This window comes from Streptomyces rishiriensis, from assembly GCF_030815485.1.
Taxonomy (GTDB): domain Bacteria; phylum Actinomycetota; class Actinomycetes; order Streptomycetales; family Streptomycetaceae; genus Streptomyces; species Streptomyces rishiriensis_A.
The window spans coordinates 6895693-6914306 of sequence record NZ_JAUSWV010000002.1 but is presented as its reverse complement, the minus strand read 5'-3'; the positions used below and the strand labels follow the sequence as shown (position 1 = coordinate 6914306).

Genomic DNA, 18614 nt, shown 5'->3' with positions numbered 1-18614 from the left:
ACGACATGGGACGAGTCACCGAACGACGCAAGGTGGTCCGCATCAGGGACGGGGTGGTCTCCGCCCGGCCGGACACCCTGGTCGCCGAGGAGCCACTGGAGATCCGGCTCAACGGCAAGCCGCTGGCCATCACCATGCGCACACCCGGTGACGACTTCCCGCTGGCGGCCGGCTTCCTGGTCAGCGAAGGCGTACTGGCCGCCGCATCCGATCTGCTGAACATCGTCTACTGCGCGGGCGCGACGGGCGAGGGAGGATCCAACACCTACAACGTGGTGGACGTCCGGACGGCCCCCGGCGTGACGATGCCCGACATCACCCTCGAGCGGAACGTCTACACCACCTCGTCCTGTGGCCTGTGCGGCAAGGCGAGCCTGGACGCGGTCCGCACGACGGCCCGCTGGCCCATCGCCGACACTCCCCCGCTGCGGATCGAACCGGAACTGCTCGCGAGCCTGCCCGACCGGCTTCGCGCGGCCCAGCGGGTCTTCGACCGGACCGGGGGGCTCCACGCGGCGGCCCTGTTCTCCGAGGACGGCGAGCTGCTCGACGTGCGGGAGGACGTGGGGCGGCACAACGCGGTCGACAAGCTGGTCGGACGCGCCCTGCAGAACGGGGAGCTGCCCCTGTCCCGGACGATCCTGCTGGTGTCGGGCCGGGCCTCCTTCGAGCTGGCGCAGAAGGCCGTGATGGCGGGCATCCCGGTGCTCGCGGCGGTGTCGGCGCCCTCCTCCCTGGCCGTGGACCTGGCCGCGGAGTCCGGGCTGACGCTGGTGGGCTTCCTGCGGGGCAGCTCCATGAACGTGTACGCGGGTGAGGACCGCATCACCCTGCGGACCGCGGCCGCCCAGGGCTGACCCGGTTCCCCGCGGCACGGCGGCGGGGCCCCGACCGGCGGGGAGCGCCCCCTGCGCCGCAGGGGCCCCGCCTCAGCCGCTCGTGAACCGGACGTCGGCCGCGCGCACCACGGTGCCCAGTCGGGGGAAGTCCAGCCTGACCGACGCCTCGTGTTCGGCCCTGGTGAGAGCGGACATCGCGTCCTCGACGAAGACCAGGTCGTAACCCAGGTCGCCGCCGGCACGGGCGGTGGACTCCACACCGAGGTTGGTGGCGATGCCGCCGAACACGAGGGTGGTCACGCCGTATTCGCGCAGCCGGTCGTCCAGGGCGGTACCGTGGAAGGCGCCGATCGTCCGCTTGACGATCTCCAAGTCGCCGTCATGGCGCAGCCCTTGGACCAGCCCGCTGCCGGGCGGCTGCTCGGCGACGCCGGGACGTTCGACGCGGACGAGGACGACGAGCGCGCCGACCGAGCGGAACACCGCCGCCAACTCCTCGGCGGCGGACAGTACGTCGGTTCCCTTGCGGGGTTCCAGGGGCAGGGAGACGATGCGGTCCATCAGGTCGACGAGGACGAGGGCGCTGCGCGCGGGGACGAGTGGAAGAGCTGCGGTCATGACAGAACGTTATCCGCCGTCAGCCCTCCGTACCGGAAATCCGGATCAACCTGCCCATGAAGTGGTCGCACATCGCATACTGTCGCCCAGCGACCGCTCGGTGTCGCCGCCCGACTGGCTACGGGCTACGGGCTACGGGCTACGGGCTACGACCGACTGTTTACGGCGGACCGTCGACTGTCTACCGGCGACGCCGACTGTCTACGCCGGACGGCCGACCGGCGACCGTCTCACGCCGTAGCCGACGCCCTCTCGTCCGCGGATTCCCGTGACGGCTCCAGCGGGTCCCGCGCCCGGCGCTTGGCGATGACCGCGCACACCATCAACTGCATCTGATGGAAGAGCATCAGCGGCAGCACCGCCAGCGAGGCGTGCGCGCCGAAGAGGACGCTCGCCATCGGCAGCCCGGAGGCGAGGGACTTCTTGGAGCCGGCGAACTGGATGGCGATGCGATCCTCGCGATGGAACCGCAGCGCCTTGGCGCCGTACCAGGTCAGGGCGAGCATCACCGCGAGCAGAACGGCTTCGACGACGAGCAGTCCACCCAGCCGTACGGCGCTGACCTGGTGCCAGATGCCCTGGACCATGCCCTCGCTGAACGCCGTGTAGACGACCAGGAGGATCGAGCCTCGGTCGACGAGCCCGAGCACCTTCTTGTGCCGGGTGACGAACCCGCCGATCCAACGGCGCAACAGCTGTCCCGCGACGAACGGTACGAGCAGTTGCACCACGATCTCGACCAGTGCGTCCGGCGAGAAACCGCCGCCGCTGCTGCCGAGCAGGGCCGCCGCGAGCAGCGGGGTGACGACGATGCCGACGAGAGACGAGAAGGAACCGGCGCAGATCGCGGCCGGCACGTTGCCCCGGGCGATGGAGGTGAAGGCGATCGACGACTGGACGGTCGACGGCACGAGGGTGAGGAAGAGGAGCCCCTGGTAGAGCGGTTGGGTGAGAAACACCGGGACAAGGCCGCGTGCGGCCAGCCCCAGCAGCGGGAAGACCAGGAACGTGCAGGCCAGGACGGTTGCATGGAGGCGCCAGTGCTTCAGCCCGTCCAGCGCCTCACGAGTGGAGAGCCGGGCGCCGTACAGGAAGAAGAGGAAGGCGATCGCGGCCGTGGAAGCACCCGAGGCCACGTCGGCGGCGGCGCCGCGCGCCGGGAGCAGCGCCGCGAACCCGACGGTGCCGAGCAACAGCAGGATGTAGGGGTCGACCGGCATCCAACTCGGCCAGTGCAGGCGTTTCACGGTGCTCCACGTGCGGTTCGACGGGCGTGCCTCCGGGCTCGGAGAGCCCCTCCCCATCGTCCTCCTCGGCGCCGTGATCGGGAATCCGGCATACCGCTCTCACTGTCATCGCGAACTGCGATAACCGCGCGGGGAAGGGCTACTGTGGCGGACGTGTACGAGCCCTCCCATCTGCGTACTTTCCTCGCCGTGGCGCAGACCCTCAGCTTCACGCAGGCCGCGCGAAGGCTCGGGCTGCGTCAGTCCACGGTCAGCCAGCACGTGCGACGCCTCGAGGACGCGACCGGGCGCGCGCTGTTCACCCGCGACACGCACTCCGTGGAGCTGACAGAGGACGGCGAGGCGATGCTCGGGTTCGCGCGCCGGATCCTGGACGTCCACGAGCAGGCCTCGGCCTTCTTCACCGGCAGCCGACCGCGCGGCCGGCTGCGCTTCGGCGCCTCGGAGGACTTCGTGCTGACCCGGCTGCCGGAGATCCTGGAGGGCTTCCGGTACGACCATCCCGAGGTCGACCTCGAACTGACCGTGGAACTGTCGGGCACGCTGCACGAACGACTCGCCGCCGGGAAGCTGGACCTCGTCCTGGCCAAGAGACGCCCCGAGGACCCCTTGGGCGAGTTGGTGTGGCACGACGGGCTGGTGTGGATCGGCGCGGAGCGGCTGCGTCTGGACGCCGACCGCCCGGTCCCGCTCATCGTGTTCCCGCCTCCGGGCATCACCCGCGCCCTGGCCCTGGAGGCGCTGGAGCGGCAGGGGCGGGCCTGGCGGATCGTCTGCACCAGCGGCAGCCTCAACGGCCTCATCGCGGCGGCCCGGGCCGGCCTCGGCGTGATGGCCCACTCGCGAGGCCTGATCCCACCCGGCCTGGCGCGGATCCCGGAACGGGCCGGGCTGCCGGAACTGGGGCAGGTCGACTTCGTGCTCGTACACGGACGCGGACGTCCTTCCGCCCAGGGCGCGGCGGACGCGCTGGCCGCGGCGATCCTGGCGGGCGGCGACCGACTCCACCGACGGTCGGCGGGACCCGGCCGACGTCTCGACCCGCCGGGGCGCGCCCCCGGCTGAAGGGCCCGCGCCGCATCCCGCATCCGTCGCGTATCCCGTATCCCGTATCCGAGATCCTGCCTACCGCCTACCGCCTACCGTCGACTTGCCGACCGCCGGCCGGGCACCGCCCACCGCCTACCGCCTACCGCCTACCGCCCGGCGTGCTGGTACGTCAGCTGCTTCACCCGTCGCATGAACGGCGTCGCCTCCACGTGCTGGACGCCCTCCAGGCGCCCCAGAGGCCCGCTCAGGTAGGCGTAGAGACCGGCCGTGTCCCGCACCACCGAGGTGACGACGATGTGGGAGGGGCCCGCCGTGGCCGAGGCGAAGGCGATCTCGTCGTGGGTGGCCAGCGCCTGGCCGACCGCGTGCAGGGCGGCGGGCGCCGTGGTGATCCACAGGACGGAGGCGAGGGGGTAGCCGAGGCACTCCGAGTGGTACTCGACGTCGATGTAGACGGCGCCCGAGGCGAGCAGCGCGGCGAGGCGGCGTTTGACGGCGGACTCGGAGCGCCCGGTGGCGCGTTGGAGTTCGGGATAGGTGGCTCGGCCGTCGCGTTCGAGGACGGCCAGCAGGGGTTCGTCCTCGGGCTCGATACGGGCCGGTCCCGCCGTCGGGTCCGCTTCATGGCGCGGCGCGAGGAAGGCGATCTGCTCCTCGTCCAGCGCGCCGAACTTCCGCAGCCAGCCGGTCGGACCCCCGTAGAAGCGGTGGAGGAGCTGCTGCGCGCGGATCTCCACGACACTCGGGGTGCGCGGAAGCTTGCCGAGCAGGAGGTCGTCGTGGTCTCCGGGATGCCGGGGGCGGGTCATGCAGACGATCTCGGTACCGCCGGAGCCCAGGCCGATCCAGTAGGTGTCGGGGCGTTTGGCCAGCGCGTCGGCGATGACCGTGGCGCTGTCGGGGGCGCAGCGCAGGCGCAGCATCCACTGGTCCTGGCCGAGGCGTTCCGCGTCCCGGACGGCGACGACCCGCAGGCCTGCCTCGGCGCTGAGCCGGCGGAAGCGGCGCGCGACCGTCTGGTCGGAGACGCCCAGGACCGCGCCGATCCTGCTGAAGGAGGCCCGCCCGTCCACCTCCAGCGCCGACAGCAATCGGAGATCCAGTCCGTCCAGCCCGCCACGGGCGTGGAATTCCATCTCCACGCACCCCTCCCCGTCGGATTCCGTCGGCTCAACACCCGATTCCATGGTGATCGGCCGCCACTCGGTCATCGTACGGACCACTACGCATCCGTCACAGAGGAAAGACCGAGGAGTGGGACATGCGCACATGGGGGCCGCTGACAGCGGTGTGCCTGGGCACGTTCATGTTGTTGCTGGACGTCACGATCGTGATCGTGGCGCTGCCGGACATGGCGAGGGCGTTGCACGCCTCGTTGAGCGATCTGCAGTGGGTCGTCGACGGGTACGCGCTCGCGCTGGCCGCGCTGCTGCTGGGGGCCGGGGCCACGGCCGACGTCCTGGGGCGCCGCCGGGTGCACGTGGCCGGCGTGGTGGTGTTCGCGACGGCCTCGCTGCTGTGCGGGCTCGCGAGCGGGCCGGACACCCTCGTCGCCGCCCGGGCCCTTCAGGGGGTGGGAGCGGCCGCCATGCTGGCGACGACGCTGCCGCTGCTGGGATCGGTCTACCAGGGCCGGCAGCGGTCGGCCGCGCTCGGCGTCTGGGGCGCGGTGAGCGGCGCGGCCGCGGCGGTCGGGCCGGTGCTGGGCGGACTGCTGACCGAGGGGCCCGGCTGGCGATGGATCTTCTACGTCAACCTGCCGGTGAGCGTGGCCGCGGTGTGGCTGACGCTGAGGGCGGTGCCCGAGTCCAGGGGGACGCGCGGGATGCGGGTCGACTGGGCGGGTACGGCGACCTTCGCGGTCTTCGCGGGCGGCACGGCGTACGCCGTCGTGCGGGCCGGGGAGGACGGCTGGACGGCGTCGGCGACGCTCGTCTCGTTCGGGCTCGCCGCGCTCGCGCTCGTGTGCTTCGTGCTGGCGGAACGGCGGGCGGCGCATCCGCTGCTCGACCTGTCGCTGCTGCGCAGGCCCGCGTTCGTGGGGGTGATGGTGGCCGCGCTCGCGTTCAACGGCGTGGCCTTCGGGGTGACGCCGTACCTGTCCATCTGGATGCAGACGCTGCTGGGGATGAGCCCGGTGCGCGGGGGGCTCACGCTGCTGCCGATGACGGTGGCGGCCATGGTGACGGCGGTCGTGGTGGGTAAGCGGTTCCACGGTGTTTCTGCCCGGCTGACGATCGGCGGTGGACTCCTGCTGATCGGCGCGGGCTGTTTCTGCCAGGCCGTGCTCGGCGCAGGCTCGGACTGGACGGCGCTGGTGCCCGGGTTCGTGCTGGTGGGCATAGGAACCGGTTTCGTCGCGCCCACCGTCGCGGGGGCGGCGCTGGCGGCGGTGGAACCGGCGCGGGCCGGGATGGCGGGCGGAGCCGTGAACACGGTACGGCAGCTCGGATACGCGCTCGGCGTCGCGGTCTTCGGCACCGTGGTGACCTCCCGGATGACCGACACCCTGCCGCACGACGCCGCCCACGCGCTGGCGGGCGGCGGCGCCGGTGGGCTGCGGGGCACGTTCTCCGAGCACACCCTGCGGTCGGCGTTCGCCTCCGGGCTCGACGCGGCGCTGGTGACGGCGGGCTGCGCGGGCATGGTCGCCGCGGTACTCGTCCTCGTCCTCGTCCGGCCGCCGCGTGCGGCCGTGGAAAAAACGGCGGAAACGGATCCGACCGCGCTGTCGACGCCCGGGGCGCTCCCCCGGCCCTGACGGCGCCCCCGCCCCGGGCCCCGGGAGCAGGGGGCGAGCGGGGCGGGCCGTGGCGGGTCTCGGAAGGGCGGGCAGAGTAAGCGGTACGGGCAGATTCGGTGGAGATTACGGTGCCGAAACTTACTCTTCCGTCAGTTTTTCTGTCCGACCCTTCCCCATGTGAGCCCATTTTCCGGCACTGACCAGCGCGGACGAGCGGGCCGCTCGTTTCCCTCCCCCCTCCCCTCCCGCCGTCGGGTGGGGTAGCTTTCACGGCGCTGTGCGGCCATGAGAAGCGGGGTGCGGGTTTGCGCGAGTTCACCAACCCTCCGTTGGCGTTGGCACCGCCGGTGGGCGGTCTGGCCGACGTCGTCTTCCGGCACGCCCAGGAGGACCCGCACTACGTGGCTCTCGGCCGCAAGGACGAGGCGGGCGAGTGGCGGGACGTCACCGCCGGCGAGTTCCGCGACGAGGTCCTCGCGCTTGCCAAGGGTCTCCTGGCGCGGGGCATCCGCTTCGGCGACCGCGTCGCGATCATGTCCCGCACCCGCTACGAGTGGACGCTCTTCGACTTCGCCCTGTGGACGATCGGCGCCCAGGTGGTACCGGTCTACTCGACCTCCTCGGCCGAACAGTGCTTCTGGATGCTCTACGACGCCGAGTGCACGGCCGCGATCGTCGAACACGAGGACCACGCGATGACGATCGCCACCGTCATCGACCGCCTGCCCCGGCTGCGGCAGCTGTGGCAGCTGGACTCGGGCTGCGTGCAGGAGCTGTACGACGCCGGCGCGGCCATCGAGGACGACATGGTGCACCGGCACCGGGAAGCGGTCACCCCCGACTCGACCGCGACGATCATCTACACCTCGGGTACCACCGGCCGGCCCAAGGGCTGCGTCATCTCGCACGGCAACTTCATGTTCGAGGCGGACACCGTCATCGAGCGCTGGGAGCCGGTGTTCCACTCCAAGAAGGGCGACGAGGCGGCGACGCTGCTGTTCCTGCCGCTCGCGCACGTCTTCGGGCGGATGGTGCAGATCGCCGCGATCCGCGGCAAGGTCCGCTTCGGCCACCAGCCCCAGCTGCACGCGGCCGCCCTGCTCCCCGACCTGGCCGCTTTCAGACCTTCGTTCTTCCTGGCCGTGCCGTACATCTTCGAGAAGGTCTTCAACGCGGCCCGCCGCAAGGCGGAGCGGGAGGGCAGGGCGGGACCGTTCGAGAAGGCCGTCGACGTGGCCGTGAACTACGCCGAGGCGATCGAGGCGAAGGCGTGGGGCACCGGGCCGGGCCCTTCGGCGGGACTGCGTATGCAGCACCAGTTCTTCGACAAGCTCGTCTACTCCAAGGTGCGCGCGGCGATGGGCGGCCGGGTGCGGCACGCCATGTCCGGCGGCTCGGCCATGGACCGCAGGCTCGGCCTGTTCTTCGCCGGCGCGGGCGTGCAGATCTACGAGGGCTACGGCCTGACCGAGACGACGGCGGCCGCGACGGCCAACCCGCCCGGACGCACCAGGTACGGCACGGTCGGCCAGGCGATCCCCGGTATGACCGTGCACATCGCGGACGACGGCGAGATCTGGCTGCGCGGCGCGAACGTGTTCCAGGGCTATCTCAACAATCCCAAGGCCACCGACGAGACCCTGCACGACGGCTGGCTGGCCACCGGTGACCTGGGATCACTCGACGAAGACGGTTACCTCACCATTACCGGCCGCAAGAAGGAGATCCTGGTGACCTCCGGCGGCAAGAGCGTCTCGCCGGGGCTGCTGGAGGAGCGGGTACGTGATCATCCGCTGGTCAACCAGTGCATCGTCGTCGGCAACGACCGGCCGTTCGTCGCCGCCCTGGTCACCCTGGACCAGGAGGCCGTCGAGCACTGGCTCCAGATGCGCGGCAAGCCGCAGCTGACGCCGGTCGAGCTGGTGAGCGACCCGGATCTGGAGGCGGAGGTGCGCCGATCCGTCGTAGCGGCCAACACGCTGGTCTCGAAGGCCGAGTCGATCCGCACCTTCCGCATCCTCGCGCAGCCCTTCACCGAGGAGCACGGGCTGCTGACCCCGTCGCTGAAACTGAAGCGCAAGGCCATCGAAAACGCTTACGCGAACGAGGTCGACGCGCTGTACCGGTCATGAACGCTCATGAGGTTTCCGGAGTTTTCCGGCGGCGGCTCGAGGAACACGTTTCCCCAGAGCCCCGCGGCGGGCCCCGATGCGGACTCCCCGGGCAGACTTCCGGGACGAATTCCGGGGTCAGGAATGCATCACTCGCCGTGATCGTTGACGATGGGAGTACCACTTTGACGGACAACCGAAGGATCAAGAGCTCGTGAGCAGCAAGGTCCCCCCGATCATCCTCAACAACGGCGTGGAGATGCCCCAGCTGGGCTTCGGTGTCTGGCAGGTGCCGGACGACGAGGCGGAGCAGGCGGTCTCCACCGCGCTGGAGGCCGGGTACCGCAGCATCGACACAGCGGCGATCTACGGCAACGAGGAGGGCACCGGCAAGGCCATCACCTCCTCCGGCGTGCCCCGCAGCGACATCTTCGTCACCACCAAGCTCTGGAACAGCGACCAGGGATACGACTCGACGCTCCGCGCGTTCGACACCTCGCTGGAGAAGCTCGGTCTGGACTACCTGGACCTGTACCTCATCCACTGGCCGCTGCCCTCCCGCGACGGTTACGTGGACACGTACAAGGCGTTCGAGAAGCTCCTGGCGGACGGCCGGGTGCGGGCCATCGGCGTGTCCAACTTCCTGCCGGAGCACCTGGAGCGGCTGACCGGCGAGACGTCGGTCGTCCCGGCCGTCAACCAGATCGAGCTGCACCCGCACCTGCAGCAGCACGCCTCGCGCGAGTTCCACGCCGAGCACGGCATCGCCACCGAGGCCTGGTCGCCGCTCGGCCAGGGCAAGGGCCTCCTCGAGGTCCCGGCGATCGTGGCCATCGCCCGGAAGCACGAACGCACCCCGGCACAGGTCGTACTGCGCTGGCACCTCCAGCTCGGCAACGTCGTGATCCCCAAGTCCGTGACGCCGTCGCGGATCAAGGAGAACATCGACGTGTTCGACTTCGATCTGGACACCGAGGACCTGGCGGCGATCAGCGCCCTCAACGAGGACCGGCGCATCGGTCCGGACCCGGCGACGTTCGACGTCGGCTGAGCTTTTCTCGCACGCGTCGAGGGCGCCCCCCGAGCGGGGGGCGCCCTCGACGCGTCGGCGGGCTCGTCAGTTGGGCTGCCCGATCGGCCGTACGACGACGGTGTTGATGTCGACGCCGGCCGGCTGCCCGATGGCCCACACGACGGAGTCGGCGATCTGGCCGGCGGTCAGCAGATGCCCGGGCGGCAGGCTTCCGTAGCTGTCCCAGAACGGGGTCTCCACCCGGCCGGGAGCGATCAGCGTCACGCCGACACCCCACTCGGTGACCTGGCGGCGGGTGTTCTCCGCGAGCCCGGTCACCGCCCACTTCGTCGCCCCGTAGACGTTGCCCGGGGTGGGCACGAAGCCGGCGACACTGCCGACCAGCACGATCCGGCCACGGGTCTCCCTGAGCGCCTCGATCGACGCCCGGACGAGAAGCGCGGGACCGAGCACGTTCGTGAGGACCATGTCGGTCCACCCGGCCGGGTCGCCCTCGGCGACCGAGTCGTGGGTGGCGCTCCCCGCATTGGCGACGACGGTGTCCAGTCGACCGTATGCCTCGAGCGTACGGTCGACCGCCGACCGCACGCTGTCGTAGTCGGCCGCGTTCCCGACCACTGTCAGCAGCCCCTCGGGCTCGCCGAGTTCCGCGGCGAAGGCGCGCAGCCGCTCCTCGCCGCGACCGGTGACCGTGACCCGGTGGCCGGCGTCCAGCAGCTGCCGCGCGACAGCGGCGCCGATGCCGCTGCCGCCGCCGGTGATCAGTGCGACCGGGGATCGCGAACTGCCCGGTACGTTGCTCATGTTGTGCCCCCCATGCGTCGGCCGCGCGCGTCGGCCGCGCAACGCCGACTGCGTTGCTCGCTGCTCGACGTGCGTGACGCGCGGCCCGCAGTCCATCACTTGGAGCGCTCTCCAAGTCAAGCCCGAGCGGGGTGACTCGGCAGGCCGGTCCGTCTACCGGATCGGCTTCACCGCCGTGTGCACGGTGTGCGCCGCGAGGACGAACACGTCCGCCCTGCGGTGCACGCCCGCCTCGTCCCCCGGGTCGAGCAGCCGGTCGAGCGTCGCCCGGTCGTCGGCGTCGAGGGTGTCGCCGAAGACCTCCCGCAGCCGCGACAGGAACGCGGCGACATAGGCGCGGGCCCGGTCGGAGGCGGGCGCGGGCAGATCGAGCAGGAAGCTGCGGGATCGGGCGCGCTGCAGACCGGCCGCGCCGAGCAGTGCCGCCCAGTCCTCGGCCTCCTCGACGGAGCCGGGCAGGTCGGCCCTCATCCGCGCGAACCACTCCTCCTGCAGCGCGTCGAGCCGTGCCTCCAGGCCGGGCCGGCCGAAGCCGAGGTCTCGCGGCAGGAACCGGGCGGGCAGACCGCCCTCCATGACCGCCAGCGTGCCGCCGGGCGCGAGGCAGTCCGCGAAGGCGGCCAGGGCCGCCCGCTGGTCACCCAGGTGGTGCAGACTGCGGCCGGCCCACAGCAGATCGGCCGGGTATTCCAACTCGTCCAGGACGTCGGGGAGTTCACCGGCCAGGATGTCGAAACGATCGCCGTACCCGAGCCGGTCGGCCCGCCGCCGGGCCCGCTCCAGCAGCGGAGCCGAACCGTCGACCGCCGTGACCCGCGCACCGGGGAAGGTCTCGGCGAGCAGACAGGAGACGACCCCGGGACCACTGCCCACGTCCACGATCAGCCCGGGCTCGGTCACCTCCTTCCCCAGCCAGGACAGGGCGCGCTCGTACAGGGGCGTGAACAGTTCCGCCTGGGCTTCGAGGTGCGGGGCCATCTCGGCCCAGTCGATGTCGGTGTCGGTGCCGTGACCATGCCCATGCCCGAGCCCGTGCCCCTGCGCAGGGCCGGGGACGTGGCTCCGGCCCGGGGCCTGCTGGTCGCCGTGCGATGCGTGCGGGTGGTGCGCCATGGTGTCAGCCTCTCGTCCGGTGTGCCGTCAGCGTGCGCCGACGCTCCGGTCCGGGGCCACCTTTGTTGCCGGTGCGGCAAAAGGCGGCATGCCGACGGCAAGCCGGATCGCGCCTGTCCGGTCGCTCCCGACGTGCTGGAGCGACCGGACAGGAACTGCTCACCGGTGGGGTCCGCGGCCGTCGGGGCCGGTCCGCCCCGGAAGGCCGACCACCGACCCCGACGGCTCAGCGGCGTCTCACCTCACTTGCCCGCGGACCGACCGGCGGCCGGCCCACGGGTCACCGGCCTGCCGCGCCGGCCCCCCGCCCTACAGCGGCGGGTACGCGTTCTGCATCAGCTGCTGGAACTGGGCCGAGAACCAGTGCCCGGACAGCGGCGCGTTCGGCAGGGCGCCCGACAGGTTGTTGTTGTTGCGGGGGTTGCCCGTGTACGTCGGGTCGCACATCCGGTCGAAGCCCTTGCCCTCGTCGTTCGCGATGGCGGAGCTGGAGCCGTCGGACTCACCCGGCGGCTTCATCCACACGTACGCGTCGATCCCGGCGGCCGGAGCCGCCTGCGGGCGCTCGCCGAGGCCGGCGCCGGACTGGTTGCACCAGTTGCCGGTGTTGAAGCGGCGGTCGTAGCGGCCGCCGTCGACGTAGGTGTCCACGCTGGTCGTGGCACCCGGTCCGGTGGGCCGGGCGGCGCCGCCCCAGCCGTTGCGGGAGGTGTCGATCAGCATGCCGATGTTCGACCGGAAGCCCGCCGTCACCAGCTGGTTACGGAAGGCCTGGGCGTACGACTGCTCGTCGACGTACCGGTTCCAGTCCACCCACTTGGACTCGCGGACCGACTTGCCGGCCACGGAGTCGTTGATGGTGAAGTTGTTCTCCTTCAGAGCGCTGTAGTTCGCCGTGTTGGTGATGAAGCCGTGGACGTCGTCGACGGTCGCGCCCTCGGCGGTGGCCGCCTGGTAGAAGAGCTGGGCGGAGGGGGCGAAGTTGTCGTCCCAGCCGAGCCAGCCGTGGTGACCGGCGTCGATGTAGTTGTAGACGTTGGGGATGGCGCCGAGCTTGTTCAGCGCGTAGCCGACGCCCTTCACGTAGTTGCCGTTGGCCTTCATGGTGTCGCAGGCCGGGGTGGCGGTGGCCCGGCTGCCGGTGTTGGTGACCAGGTTGGGCAGCGAGTCGATCTCGATGGTGGTGACGATCCGCAGGCCGGCGTACTTGCTGTCGGCGAGGATCGTCGCGATCGGGTCGATGAACTGCGTCTTGTACTTGTCGATCTCCGTCGGGCCGAGCTCGCCGTTGGAGGCGAGTGCCGCGCAGTCACGTCCGGGGAGGTCGTAGACGACCAGCTGGACGACTTCCTCACCGCTGCCCTTCTGGGCGAGAGCCGCGTCCAGGTGGGCGCGCAGGCCCATGCCGCCGTTCACTCCGTTGATGGCGGCGATGCGGTCCAGCCAGACGCCGGTGGGCTGGTTGGAGATGCGGCTGCCGCCCGTCTCGGCGGCGGCCTTCGCCGACCATTCGGGGTTCACGTACACCTTGGCGCCGGAGTAGGGGTTGTCGACCTTGGTGGACGGGGTGCCGGGGTCCGTCGGGCCGGGGTCGGTCGGACCGGGATCGGTGGGGCCGCCGGTCCCGCTGTCGACGTTGCAGGTCACGCCGTCAAGGGTGAACGTCGCGGGAACGGCGTTGGTGCCGCTGTAGGTGCCCTGGAAACCGAAGCTGACCGAACCGCCGGTCGCCAGCGTTCCGTTGTAGGTCTCGTTGCCGGCGGTGACGGCCGTACCGGACTGGGTGATCTTCGCGTTCCACCCGTTGGTGACCTTCTGGCTGCCGGCGTACGCCCACTTCACCGCCCAACTCGACTTGGCGGCGGAGTTGTTGGTGACGGTGACGGCGGCGGTGAAGCCGCTGCCCCAGTCGTTCTGCACTTTGTAGTCGACGCTGCACGGGATGGCGGCGATGCCCGGATCACCGGGCACGACGGCGAGCGCCGTCCCGGAGGCGCCGGCGACCAGCGCCAGCGCGGCGAGTACCGCTGTTCTGCTACGGCTCATGAGTGCGGGTTCCTTCTCGGTTGCGGGTGGTGTCCGTTTCCTCGGTGGTTCTGTCGGACCGTCGGTGGTGGTCGAACGGCCCGGGTCGGTGCCCCGCCGATCGGGCCGGTGGATCGATCGGGCTGATCGGTCGGACGGATCGGTCGGGCGAATCGGTCGGGCGAGTCGGTCGGGCGAACGGTGCGGTGGCGCCTATCCGTCGAGTGCGCGCAGATGGTCGCGCAGGCCGACGCCGTACGCCGTCGGCGTCCCGTCGTAACCGGAGATCAGGGACGGACCGGTGGAGCAGTCCCAGGTGTTCCAGGTCCAGCCCAGGTACGACAGACCGCGGTCGTCGAACCACTTCATGACCTGATCGACGAAACCGTGCGAGCAGGTGTTCTCCCCGATCTCCCCGGCCACCAGCGGAACCTGGGCCGCCACGGGGGCGAGGGTGGAGTTCCAGCAGCTCTCGTTCGCGCAGGTGTTGAAGTTGTAGACGTGGTACGCGGCGGCGAGATTGCCGGTGGGGTCGTTGGGCCGGTACGTCAGCCACTGGCTCAGGTCGTTGGAGTACGCGAGCCCGCCGGCCAGGATCACGTTCCTGGCGCCGGTCGCCCGTACGGAGTCGACGAGATCCTGCATACCGGCGACCTCGTACCCGATGCCGGGACACGTGCCGCCGTCCCGCCAGCACTGCCAGGCCTGGGTGGCCGTGGAGGTGGCGCGGTCCGGGTAGGGCTCGTTGAACAGGTCGAAGACGACGGCCTGGTCGTTCTTGAAGGTGTTGGCCACCGAGGTCCAGAACGACGGGGTGTACTGCATGTCGGGCATCGGCTTCTGGCAGCTGGCGTGCACATCCGAGCAGCCCGCCGAATTGCCCGTGTACTGACCGTAGGTCCAGTGCAGTTCGACGATCGGCGTCATGCCGTGCGCCTCGACGCGGGCCACCAGGTCCTTGACGGCGTTGACGTAGTTGCTGCCGCCGTAGGCGGATTGGATGTTCGAAAGGCCCAGCCAGCACTCCTCGTTGAGCGGGATGCGTACGGTGTCGACGCTCCAGTCGGCGATCGCCCGGACGGCGGCGTCGTCGACCGGCCCGTCCCAGATGCCGCGCCCCTGTACACACATGAACTCGCCACCGGAGCGGTTCACGCCGAGCAGCCGGCGGGTGTCTCCGTCGGCGTCCACGAGCTTGTTGCCCAGCACGTGCAGCGCGGGCGGCTCGTCACCGGTGTCCGGCGGGTCCGTCGTGGGTGGTGTCGTGGGGGTGGGCGTGGGGGTCGGTTCGGTGTCGACGTTGCAGGTCGTGCCGTTGAGCTTGAACGTGGTCGGCGCGGCGTTCGTCCTCGAGCTGGAGGCGATGAAGCCCGCGCTCGTGCTTGCGCCGGTGCCCAGGGAGCCGTTCCAGCTCTCGTTCGCGGCGGTGACGGTGGTGCCGGACTGGGACCACTTGGCGCTCCAGCCCTGGGTGACCTTCTGGCCGTCCGCGAAGTCGAAGGTGAGGCTCCAACTGCTCAGGGCCGTCGCATTGTTGGTGATCTTCACGGCGCCCTGGAAGCCGGCGTCCCACTGACCGGTGACCGAGTACTCGACCGTGCACGCGGGCACGGCTCCCTGCGCCGTGACGACCGGCAACAGGGCACCCGCAACGAGGGCGACCGTGCCGGCGACGGCTAAAAGTACTGAACGCGGGGGGTGTCGCATGAGCGACTCCTTGCAGCTCAGGCGCGTCGTGAACGGACGCGTCGACTGATGGAACCGCTCCCACTGGTGTCTCGAAGCTAGCGCCAAGTCCCGGCAAAGAACAGAGGCGTCACTGACTTTCCCTCAACATCCGTCGTCGAATCTTTTCGACTCTTCAAGCACCTTGACCGCTCCCACCCCCATCCCCACTATGGGAGCGCTCCCACTGGTTCAAGGCTTGTTGCTCCTCCCCCACTTCTCCGAGCCGCAAGGAGGAACCAGCACCATGGATCCCTCACGCAGACGCCGCGGGGCGCGGCGCCTGTGGACCGCCGCCCTGGCGGCCCTCGCGCTCCCCTTCGCCATGCTGAGCACAAGTGCGACTCCCGCCCAGGCGGCCGCACTTCAGTGCAGCGTGGACTACAAGACCAATGACTGGGGTTCAGGGTTCACCGCAGACCTGACCCTCACCAACCGGGGCACCGACCCGATCAGCGGCTGGGCCCTGACGTATTCCTACGCGGGCAACCAGAAACTGACGAACGGATGGAACGGCAGCTGGTCGCAGTCGGGTCAGCAGATCACGGTGAACAACGCCTCGTACAACGCGACGATCGCCGCCGGCGCCGCGGTCGGCACGGGCGCGCAGTTCACCTACAGCGGGACGAACGCCGCTCCCGCGAGCTTCGCGGTCAACGGCACCACCTGCGCCGGCGCGCACCAGCCGCCGGTCACCGTGCTGACCAGCCCGGCCGCGGGCGCGGTCTACACCCAGGGGAACGCGGTGCCGCTCGCGGCGACCGCCGCGGCCGCCGACGGTGCGACCATCAGCAAGATCGAGTTCTATGACGACACGACCCTGCTGGGGACGGACACGAGCTCGCCGTACACCCTGTCCGCCACCGGATTGTCCGTGGGCAGTCACTCCCTGGTGGCCAAGGCGTACGACAGCCTGGGCGCGTCGGCGTCGTCGACCCCGGTGGGCATCACCGTCGCCTCGGGACCGGCCGTGGTCGCCTCCACCAACCAACTCGCCGTGCAGCAGGGCAAGACGGGCAGCTACGCGCTGAAGCTGTCCACCCAGCCGTCGGCCAGTGTGACCGTCACGACCGCCCGCACCACCGGCAACACGGGCCTGACGGTGACGGGTGGTGCGAGCCTCACCTTCACCCCCTCCAACTGGAGCGTCGCCCAGAACGTGACGATCACGGCCAACGCCTCCGGCACGGGCGCCGCGACCTTCGAGTCGACGGCCACCGGGCACGCGAAGGCGTCGGTCACGGCCACCGAGATCGCGGGCACCAAGGCGTACGACGCCCGGTTCCTCGACCTCTACGGCAAGATCACCAACCCGGCAAACGGTTACTTCTCGCCCGAGGGCATCCCGTACCACTCGGTGGAGACGCTGATCGTCGAGGCCCCGGACCAGGGGCACGAGACCACCTCCGAGGCCTACAGCTATCTTCTCTGGCTCCAGGCGATGTACGGGAAGATCACCGGCGACTGGACCAAGTTCAACGGCGCGTGGGACATCATGGAGAAGTACATGATCCCCACCCACACCGACCAGCCGACCAACTCGTTCTACAACGCCTCGAAGCCGGCGACGTACGCGCCCGAGCTGGACACTCCGAACGAGTATCCGGCGAAGCTGGACACCGGTGTGTCCGTGGGATCGGATCCCATCGCCGGTGAACTGAAGACCGCATACGGCACGGACGACGTCTACGGCATGCACTGGCTCCAGGACGTGGACAACACCTACGGCTACGGCAACGCGCCCGGCAAGTGCGAGGCCGGCCCGACCGACACCGGCCCGTCGTACATCAACACCTTCCAGCGCGGCGCTCAGGAGTCGGTGTGGGAGACGGTGCCGCAGCCGACCTGCGACGCCTTCAAGTACGGCGGCACGAACGGGTATCTGGACCTGTTCACCGGAGACGCCTCCTACGCGAAGCAGTGGAAGTTCACCAACGCCCCCGACGCCGACGCGCGGGCCGTGCAGGCCGCCTACTGGGCGGACGTCTGGGCCGAGGCGCAGGGCAAGGGCAGTGAGGTCTCCGCGACCGTCGGCAAGGCCGCGAAGATGGGTGACTACCTGCGCTACTCGATGTACGACAAGTACTTCAAGAAGGTCGGCAACTGCGTCGGACCGACCGCCTGCGCGGCCGGCACCGGCAAGGACGCCTCGCACTACCTGATGTCCTGGTACTACGCCTGGGGCGGCGCCACGGACACCAGCGCGGGCTGGGCCTGGCGCATCGGGTCCAGTCACACCCACGGCGGCTACCAGAACCCGCTCGCCGCCTACGCGCTCAGCAGCTACGCCGACCTGAAGCCCAAGTCGGCGACGGGCCAGGCGGACTGGGCGAAGTCCTTGGGCCGGCAGCTGGAGTTCTACCGCTGGCTGCAGTCCAGCGAGGGCGGCATCGCGGGCGGGGCGACGAACAGCTGGGCGGGCCGCTACGCGACTCCCCCGACCGGCACGTCGACCTTCTACGGCATGTACTACGACGCGGCTCCCGTCTACCACGACCCGCCGTCCAACCAGTGGTTCGGCTTCCAGGCGTGGTCGATGGAGCGGGTCGCCGAGTACTACCAGCAGACCGGGAACGCGAGCGCCAAGGCGGTTCTCGACAAGTGGGTCGACTGGGCGCTGTCCAAGACCACGATCAACCCGGACGGCAGCTTCCTGATCCCCTCCACGCTCCAGTGGTCGGGCCAGCCCGACACCTGGAACGCCTCGAGTCCCGGCGCCAACACGGGACTTCACGTCACCGTCGCCGACTACACCAACGACGTCGGTGTGGCCGCCGCGTACGCCAAGACCCTGACGTACTACGCCGCCAGGTCCGGTGACACAGAGGCGAAGACGACCGCGAAGGCACTCCTGGACGGTATGTGGGCCAACAACCAGGACGCCCTCGGCATCGCGGTCCCGGAGACCCGCGCCGACTACAGCCGCTTCGACGACGGCGTGTACGTCCCGAGCACCTTCAGCGGCAAGATGCCGAACGGCGACCCGATCAACTCCTCCTCGACCTTCGCCTCGCTGCGGTCCTTCTACAAGAACGACCCGGCCTGGTCGAAGATCGAGAGCTATCTCGCGGGCGGAGCCGCGCCCGTGTTCACGTACCACCGCTTCTGGGCCCAGGCGGACATCGCCCTGGCCATGGGTTCGTACGCGGAGCTTCTCGAATAGGCCCCCGCTGAGCGCTCCGCGGGCAGGACGGGGTTCGGCTGCGGGCCTGATGTGACTGGTCCGCAGTTCCCCGCTCTCCTGGTCACCCCTCCGGTGCTCGGGGGAGCGGGGTGGCCCCCGCCCCTCGCCGGAGTGGCTCGAAG

13 protein-coding genes are annotated in these 18614 nt (G+C 70.3%); 6 read left to right on the top strand and 7 right to left on the bottom strand.

The annotated features are described in order from the left end of the window. Positions 1 to 5 precede the first annotated feature (5 nt). The gene (gene fdhD / locus QF030_RS33135) at positions 6 to 857 is read left to right on the top strand and encodes a formate dehydrogenase accessory sulfurtransferase FdhD (RefSeq protein ID WP_307166243.1); all 852 of its coding nucleotides are present in this window, start codon (positions 6 to 8) and stop codon (positions 855 to 857) included. Positions 858 to 929: 72 nt separating this feature from the next. Here the strand turns inward: fdhD and QF030_RS33130 are convergent, their stop codons facing one another. Beyond that, a complete protein-coding gene (locus QF030_RS33130; RefSeq protein ID WP_307166242.1) occupies positions 930 to 1457 on the bottom strand; it encodes an isochorismatase family protein in 528 nt (175 codons plus the stop codon). A gap of 230 nt (positions 1458 to 1687) precedes the next feature. Next, a complete protein-coding gene (locus QF030_RS33125) occupies positions 1688 to 2677 on the bottom strand; it encodes a bile acid:sodium symporter family protein (protein WP_307167772.1) in 990 nt (329 codons plus the stop codon). 180 nt (positions 2678 to 2857) lie between these two features. On the opposite strand from QF030_RS33125, the gene QF030_RS33120 reads away from it, so the two are divergent. Next, on the top strand, positions 2858 to 3769 hold the full coding sequence (locus QF030_RS33120; RefSeq protein WP_307166241.1) for a LysR substrate-binding domain-containing protein: 912 nt from the start codon (positions 2858 to 2860) through the stop codon (positions 3767 to 3769). A 131-nt stretch (positions 3770 to 3900) separates the two neighbouring features. On the opposite strand, the gene QF030_RS33115 is transcribed toward QF030_RS33120, so the two are convergent. Next, a complete protein-coding gene (locus QF030_RS33115; protein ID WP_307167771.1) occupies positions 3901 to 4890 on the bottom strand; it encodes an Lrp/AsnC family transcriptional regulator in 990 nt (329 codons plus the stop codon). 125 nt (positions 4891 to 5015) lie between these two features. Between QF030_RS33115 and QF030_RS33110 the strand changes: the two genes are divergently transcribed. The 3 genes from QF030_RS33110 to QF030_RS33100 all read left to right on the top strand — a co-directional run bounded on the left by QF030_RS33110 (position 5016) and on the right by QF030_RS33100 (position 9659). Next, complete coding sequence (locus QF030_RS33110; RefSeq protein ID WP_307166240.1) at positions 5016 to 6515, top strand: MFS transporter; 1500 nt, start codon at positions 5016 to 5018, stop codon at positions 6513 to 6515. 287 nt (positions 6516 to 6802) lie between these two features. Beyond that, positions 6803 to 8629, top strand: coding sequence for an AMP-dependent synthetase/ligase (locus QF030_RS33105; RefSeq protein ID WP_307166239.1), 1827 nt, complete (start codon positions 6803 to 6805; stop codon positions 8627 to 8629). A 193-nt stretch (positions 8630 to 8822) separates the two neighbouring features. Beyond that, positions 8823 to 9659: an aldo/keto reductase gene (locus tag QF030_RS33100; RefSeq protein WP_307166238.1), complete on the top strand. Its 837-nt coding sequence runs from the start codon at positions 8823 to 8825 to the stop codon at positions 9657 to 9659. A gap of 66 nt (positions 9660 to 9725) precedes the next feature. Here QF030_RS33100 and QF030_RS33095 read toward each other — a convergent pair whose 3' ends face one another. The 4 genes from QF030_RS33095 to QF030_RS33080 all read right to left on the bottom strand — a co-directional run bounded on the left by QF030_RS33095 (position 9726) and on the right by QF030_RS33080 (position 15290). Continuing rightward, positions 9726 to 10445, bottom strand: coding sequence for an SDR family oxidoreductase (locus QF030_RS33095; RefSeq protein ID WP_307166237.1), 720 nt, complete (start codon positions 10443 to 10445; stop codon positions 9726 to 9728). A gap of 153 nt (positions 10446 to 10598) precedes the next feature. After that, entirely contained in the window at positions 10599 to 11558 is a 960-nt protein-coding gene (locus tag QF030_RS33090; protein ID WP_307166236.1) for a class I SAM-dependent methyltransferase, read from the bottom strand. A gap of 309 nt (positions 11559 to 11867) precedes the next feature. Then, positions 11868 to 13604 (bottom strand): glycoside hydrolase family 6 protein, encoded by a 1737-nt coding sequence (locus QF030_RS33085; protein WP_307166235.1) that lies wholly within the window; start codon positions 13602 to 13604, stop codon positions 11868 to 11870. Positions 13605 to 13796: 192 nt separating this feature from the next. Then, positions 13797 to 15290, bottom strand: a complete 1494-nt coding sequence (locus QF030_RS33080; protein WP_307166234.1) for a cellulase family glycosylhydrolase — start codon at positions 15288 to 15290, stop codon at positions 13797 to 13799. 265 nt (positions 15291 to 15555) lie between these two features. Here QF030_RS33080 and QF030_RS33075 point away from each other — a divergent pair, with 265 nt between their 5' ends. Continuing rightward, positions 15556 to 18471, top strand: a complete 2916-nt coding sequence (locus tag QF030_RS33075; protein ID WP_307166233.1) for a glycoside hydrolase family 48 protein — start codon at positions 15556 to 15558, stop codon at positions 18469 to 18471. Positions 18472 to 18614 lie beyond the last annotated feature (143 nt).

What these genes read in the sequence shown, in the direction of transcription:
- QF030_RS33130 (WP_307166242.1), bottom strand. Translation starts at nt 1,457, where the DNA reads ATGACCGCAGCTCTTCCACTCGTCCCCGCGCGCAGCGCCCTCGTCCTC.
- QF030_RS33075 (WP_307166233.1), top strand. Translation starts at nt 15,556, where the DNA reads ATGGATCCCTCACGCAGACGCCGCGGGGCGCGGCGCCTGTGGACCGCC.
- QF030_RS33115 (WP_307167771.1), bottom strand. Translation starts at nt 4,890, where the DNA reads ATGGAATTCCACGCCCGTGGCGGGCTGGACGGACTGGATCTCCGATTG.
- QF030_RS33125 (WP_307167772.1), bottom strand. Translation starts at nt 2,677, where the DNA reads ATGCCGGTCGACCCCTACATCCTGCTGTTGCTCGGCACCGTCGGGTTC.
- QF030_RS33080 (WP_307166234.1), bottom strand. Translation starts at nt 15,290, where the DNA reads ATGCGACACCCCCCGCGTTCAGTACTTTTAGCCGTCGCCGGCACGGTC.
- fdhD (WP_307166243.1), top strand. Translation starts at nt 6, where the DNA reads ATGGGACGAGTCACCGAACGACGCAAGGTGGTCCGCATCAGGGACGGG.
- QF030_RS33085 (WP_307166235.1), bottom strand. Translation starts at nt 13,604, where the DNA reads ATGAGCCGTAGCAGAACAGCGGTACTCGCCGCGCTGGCGCTGGTCGCC.
- QF030_RS33110 (WP_307166240.1), top strand. Translation starts at nt 5,016, where the DNA reads ATGCGCACATGGGGGCCGCTGACAGCGGTGTGCCTGGGCACGTTCATG.
- QF030_RS33090 (WP_307166236.1), bottom strand. Translation starts at nt 11,558, where the DNA reads ATGGCGCACCACCCGCACGCATCGCACGGCGACCAGCAGGCCCCGGGC.
- QF030_RS33095 (WP_307166237.1), bottom strand. Translation starts at nt 10,445, where the DNA reads ATGAGCAACGTACCGGGCAGTTCGCGATCCCCGGTCGCACTGATCACC.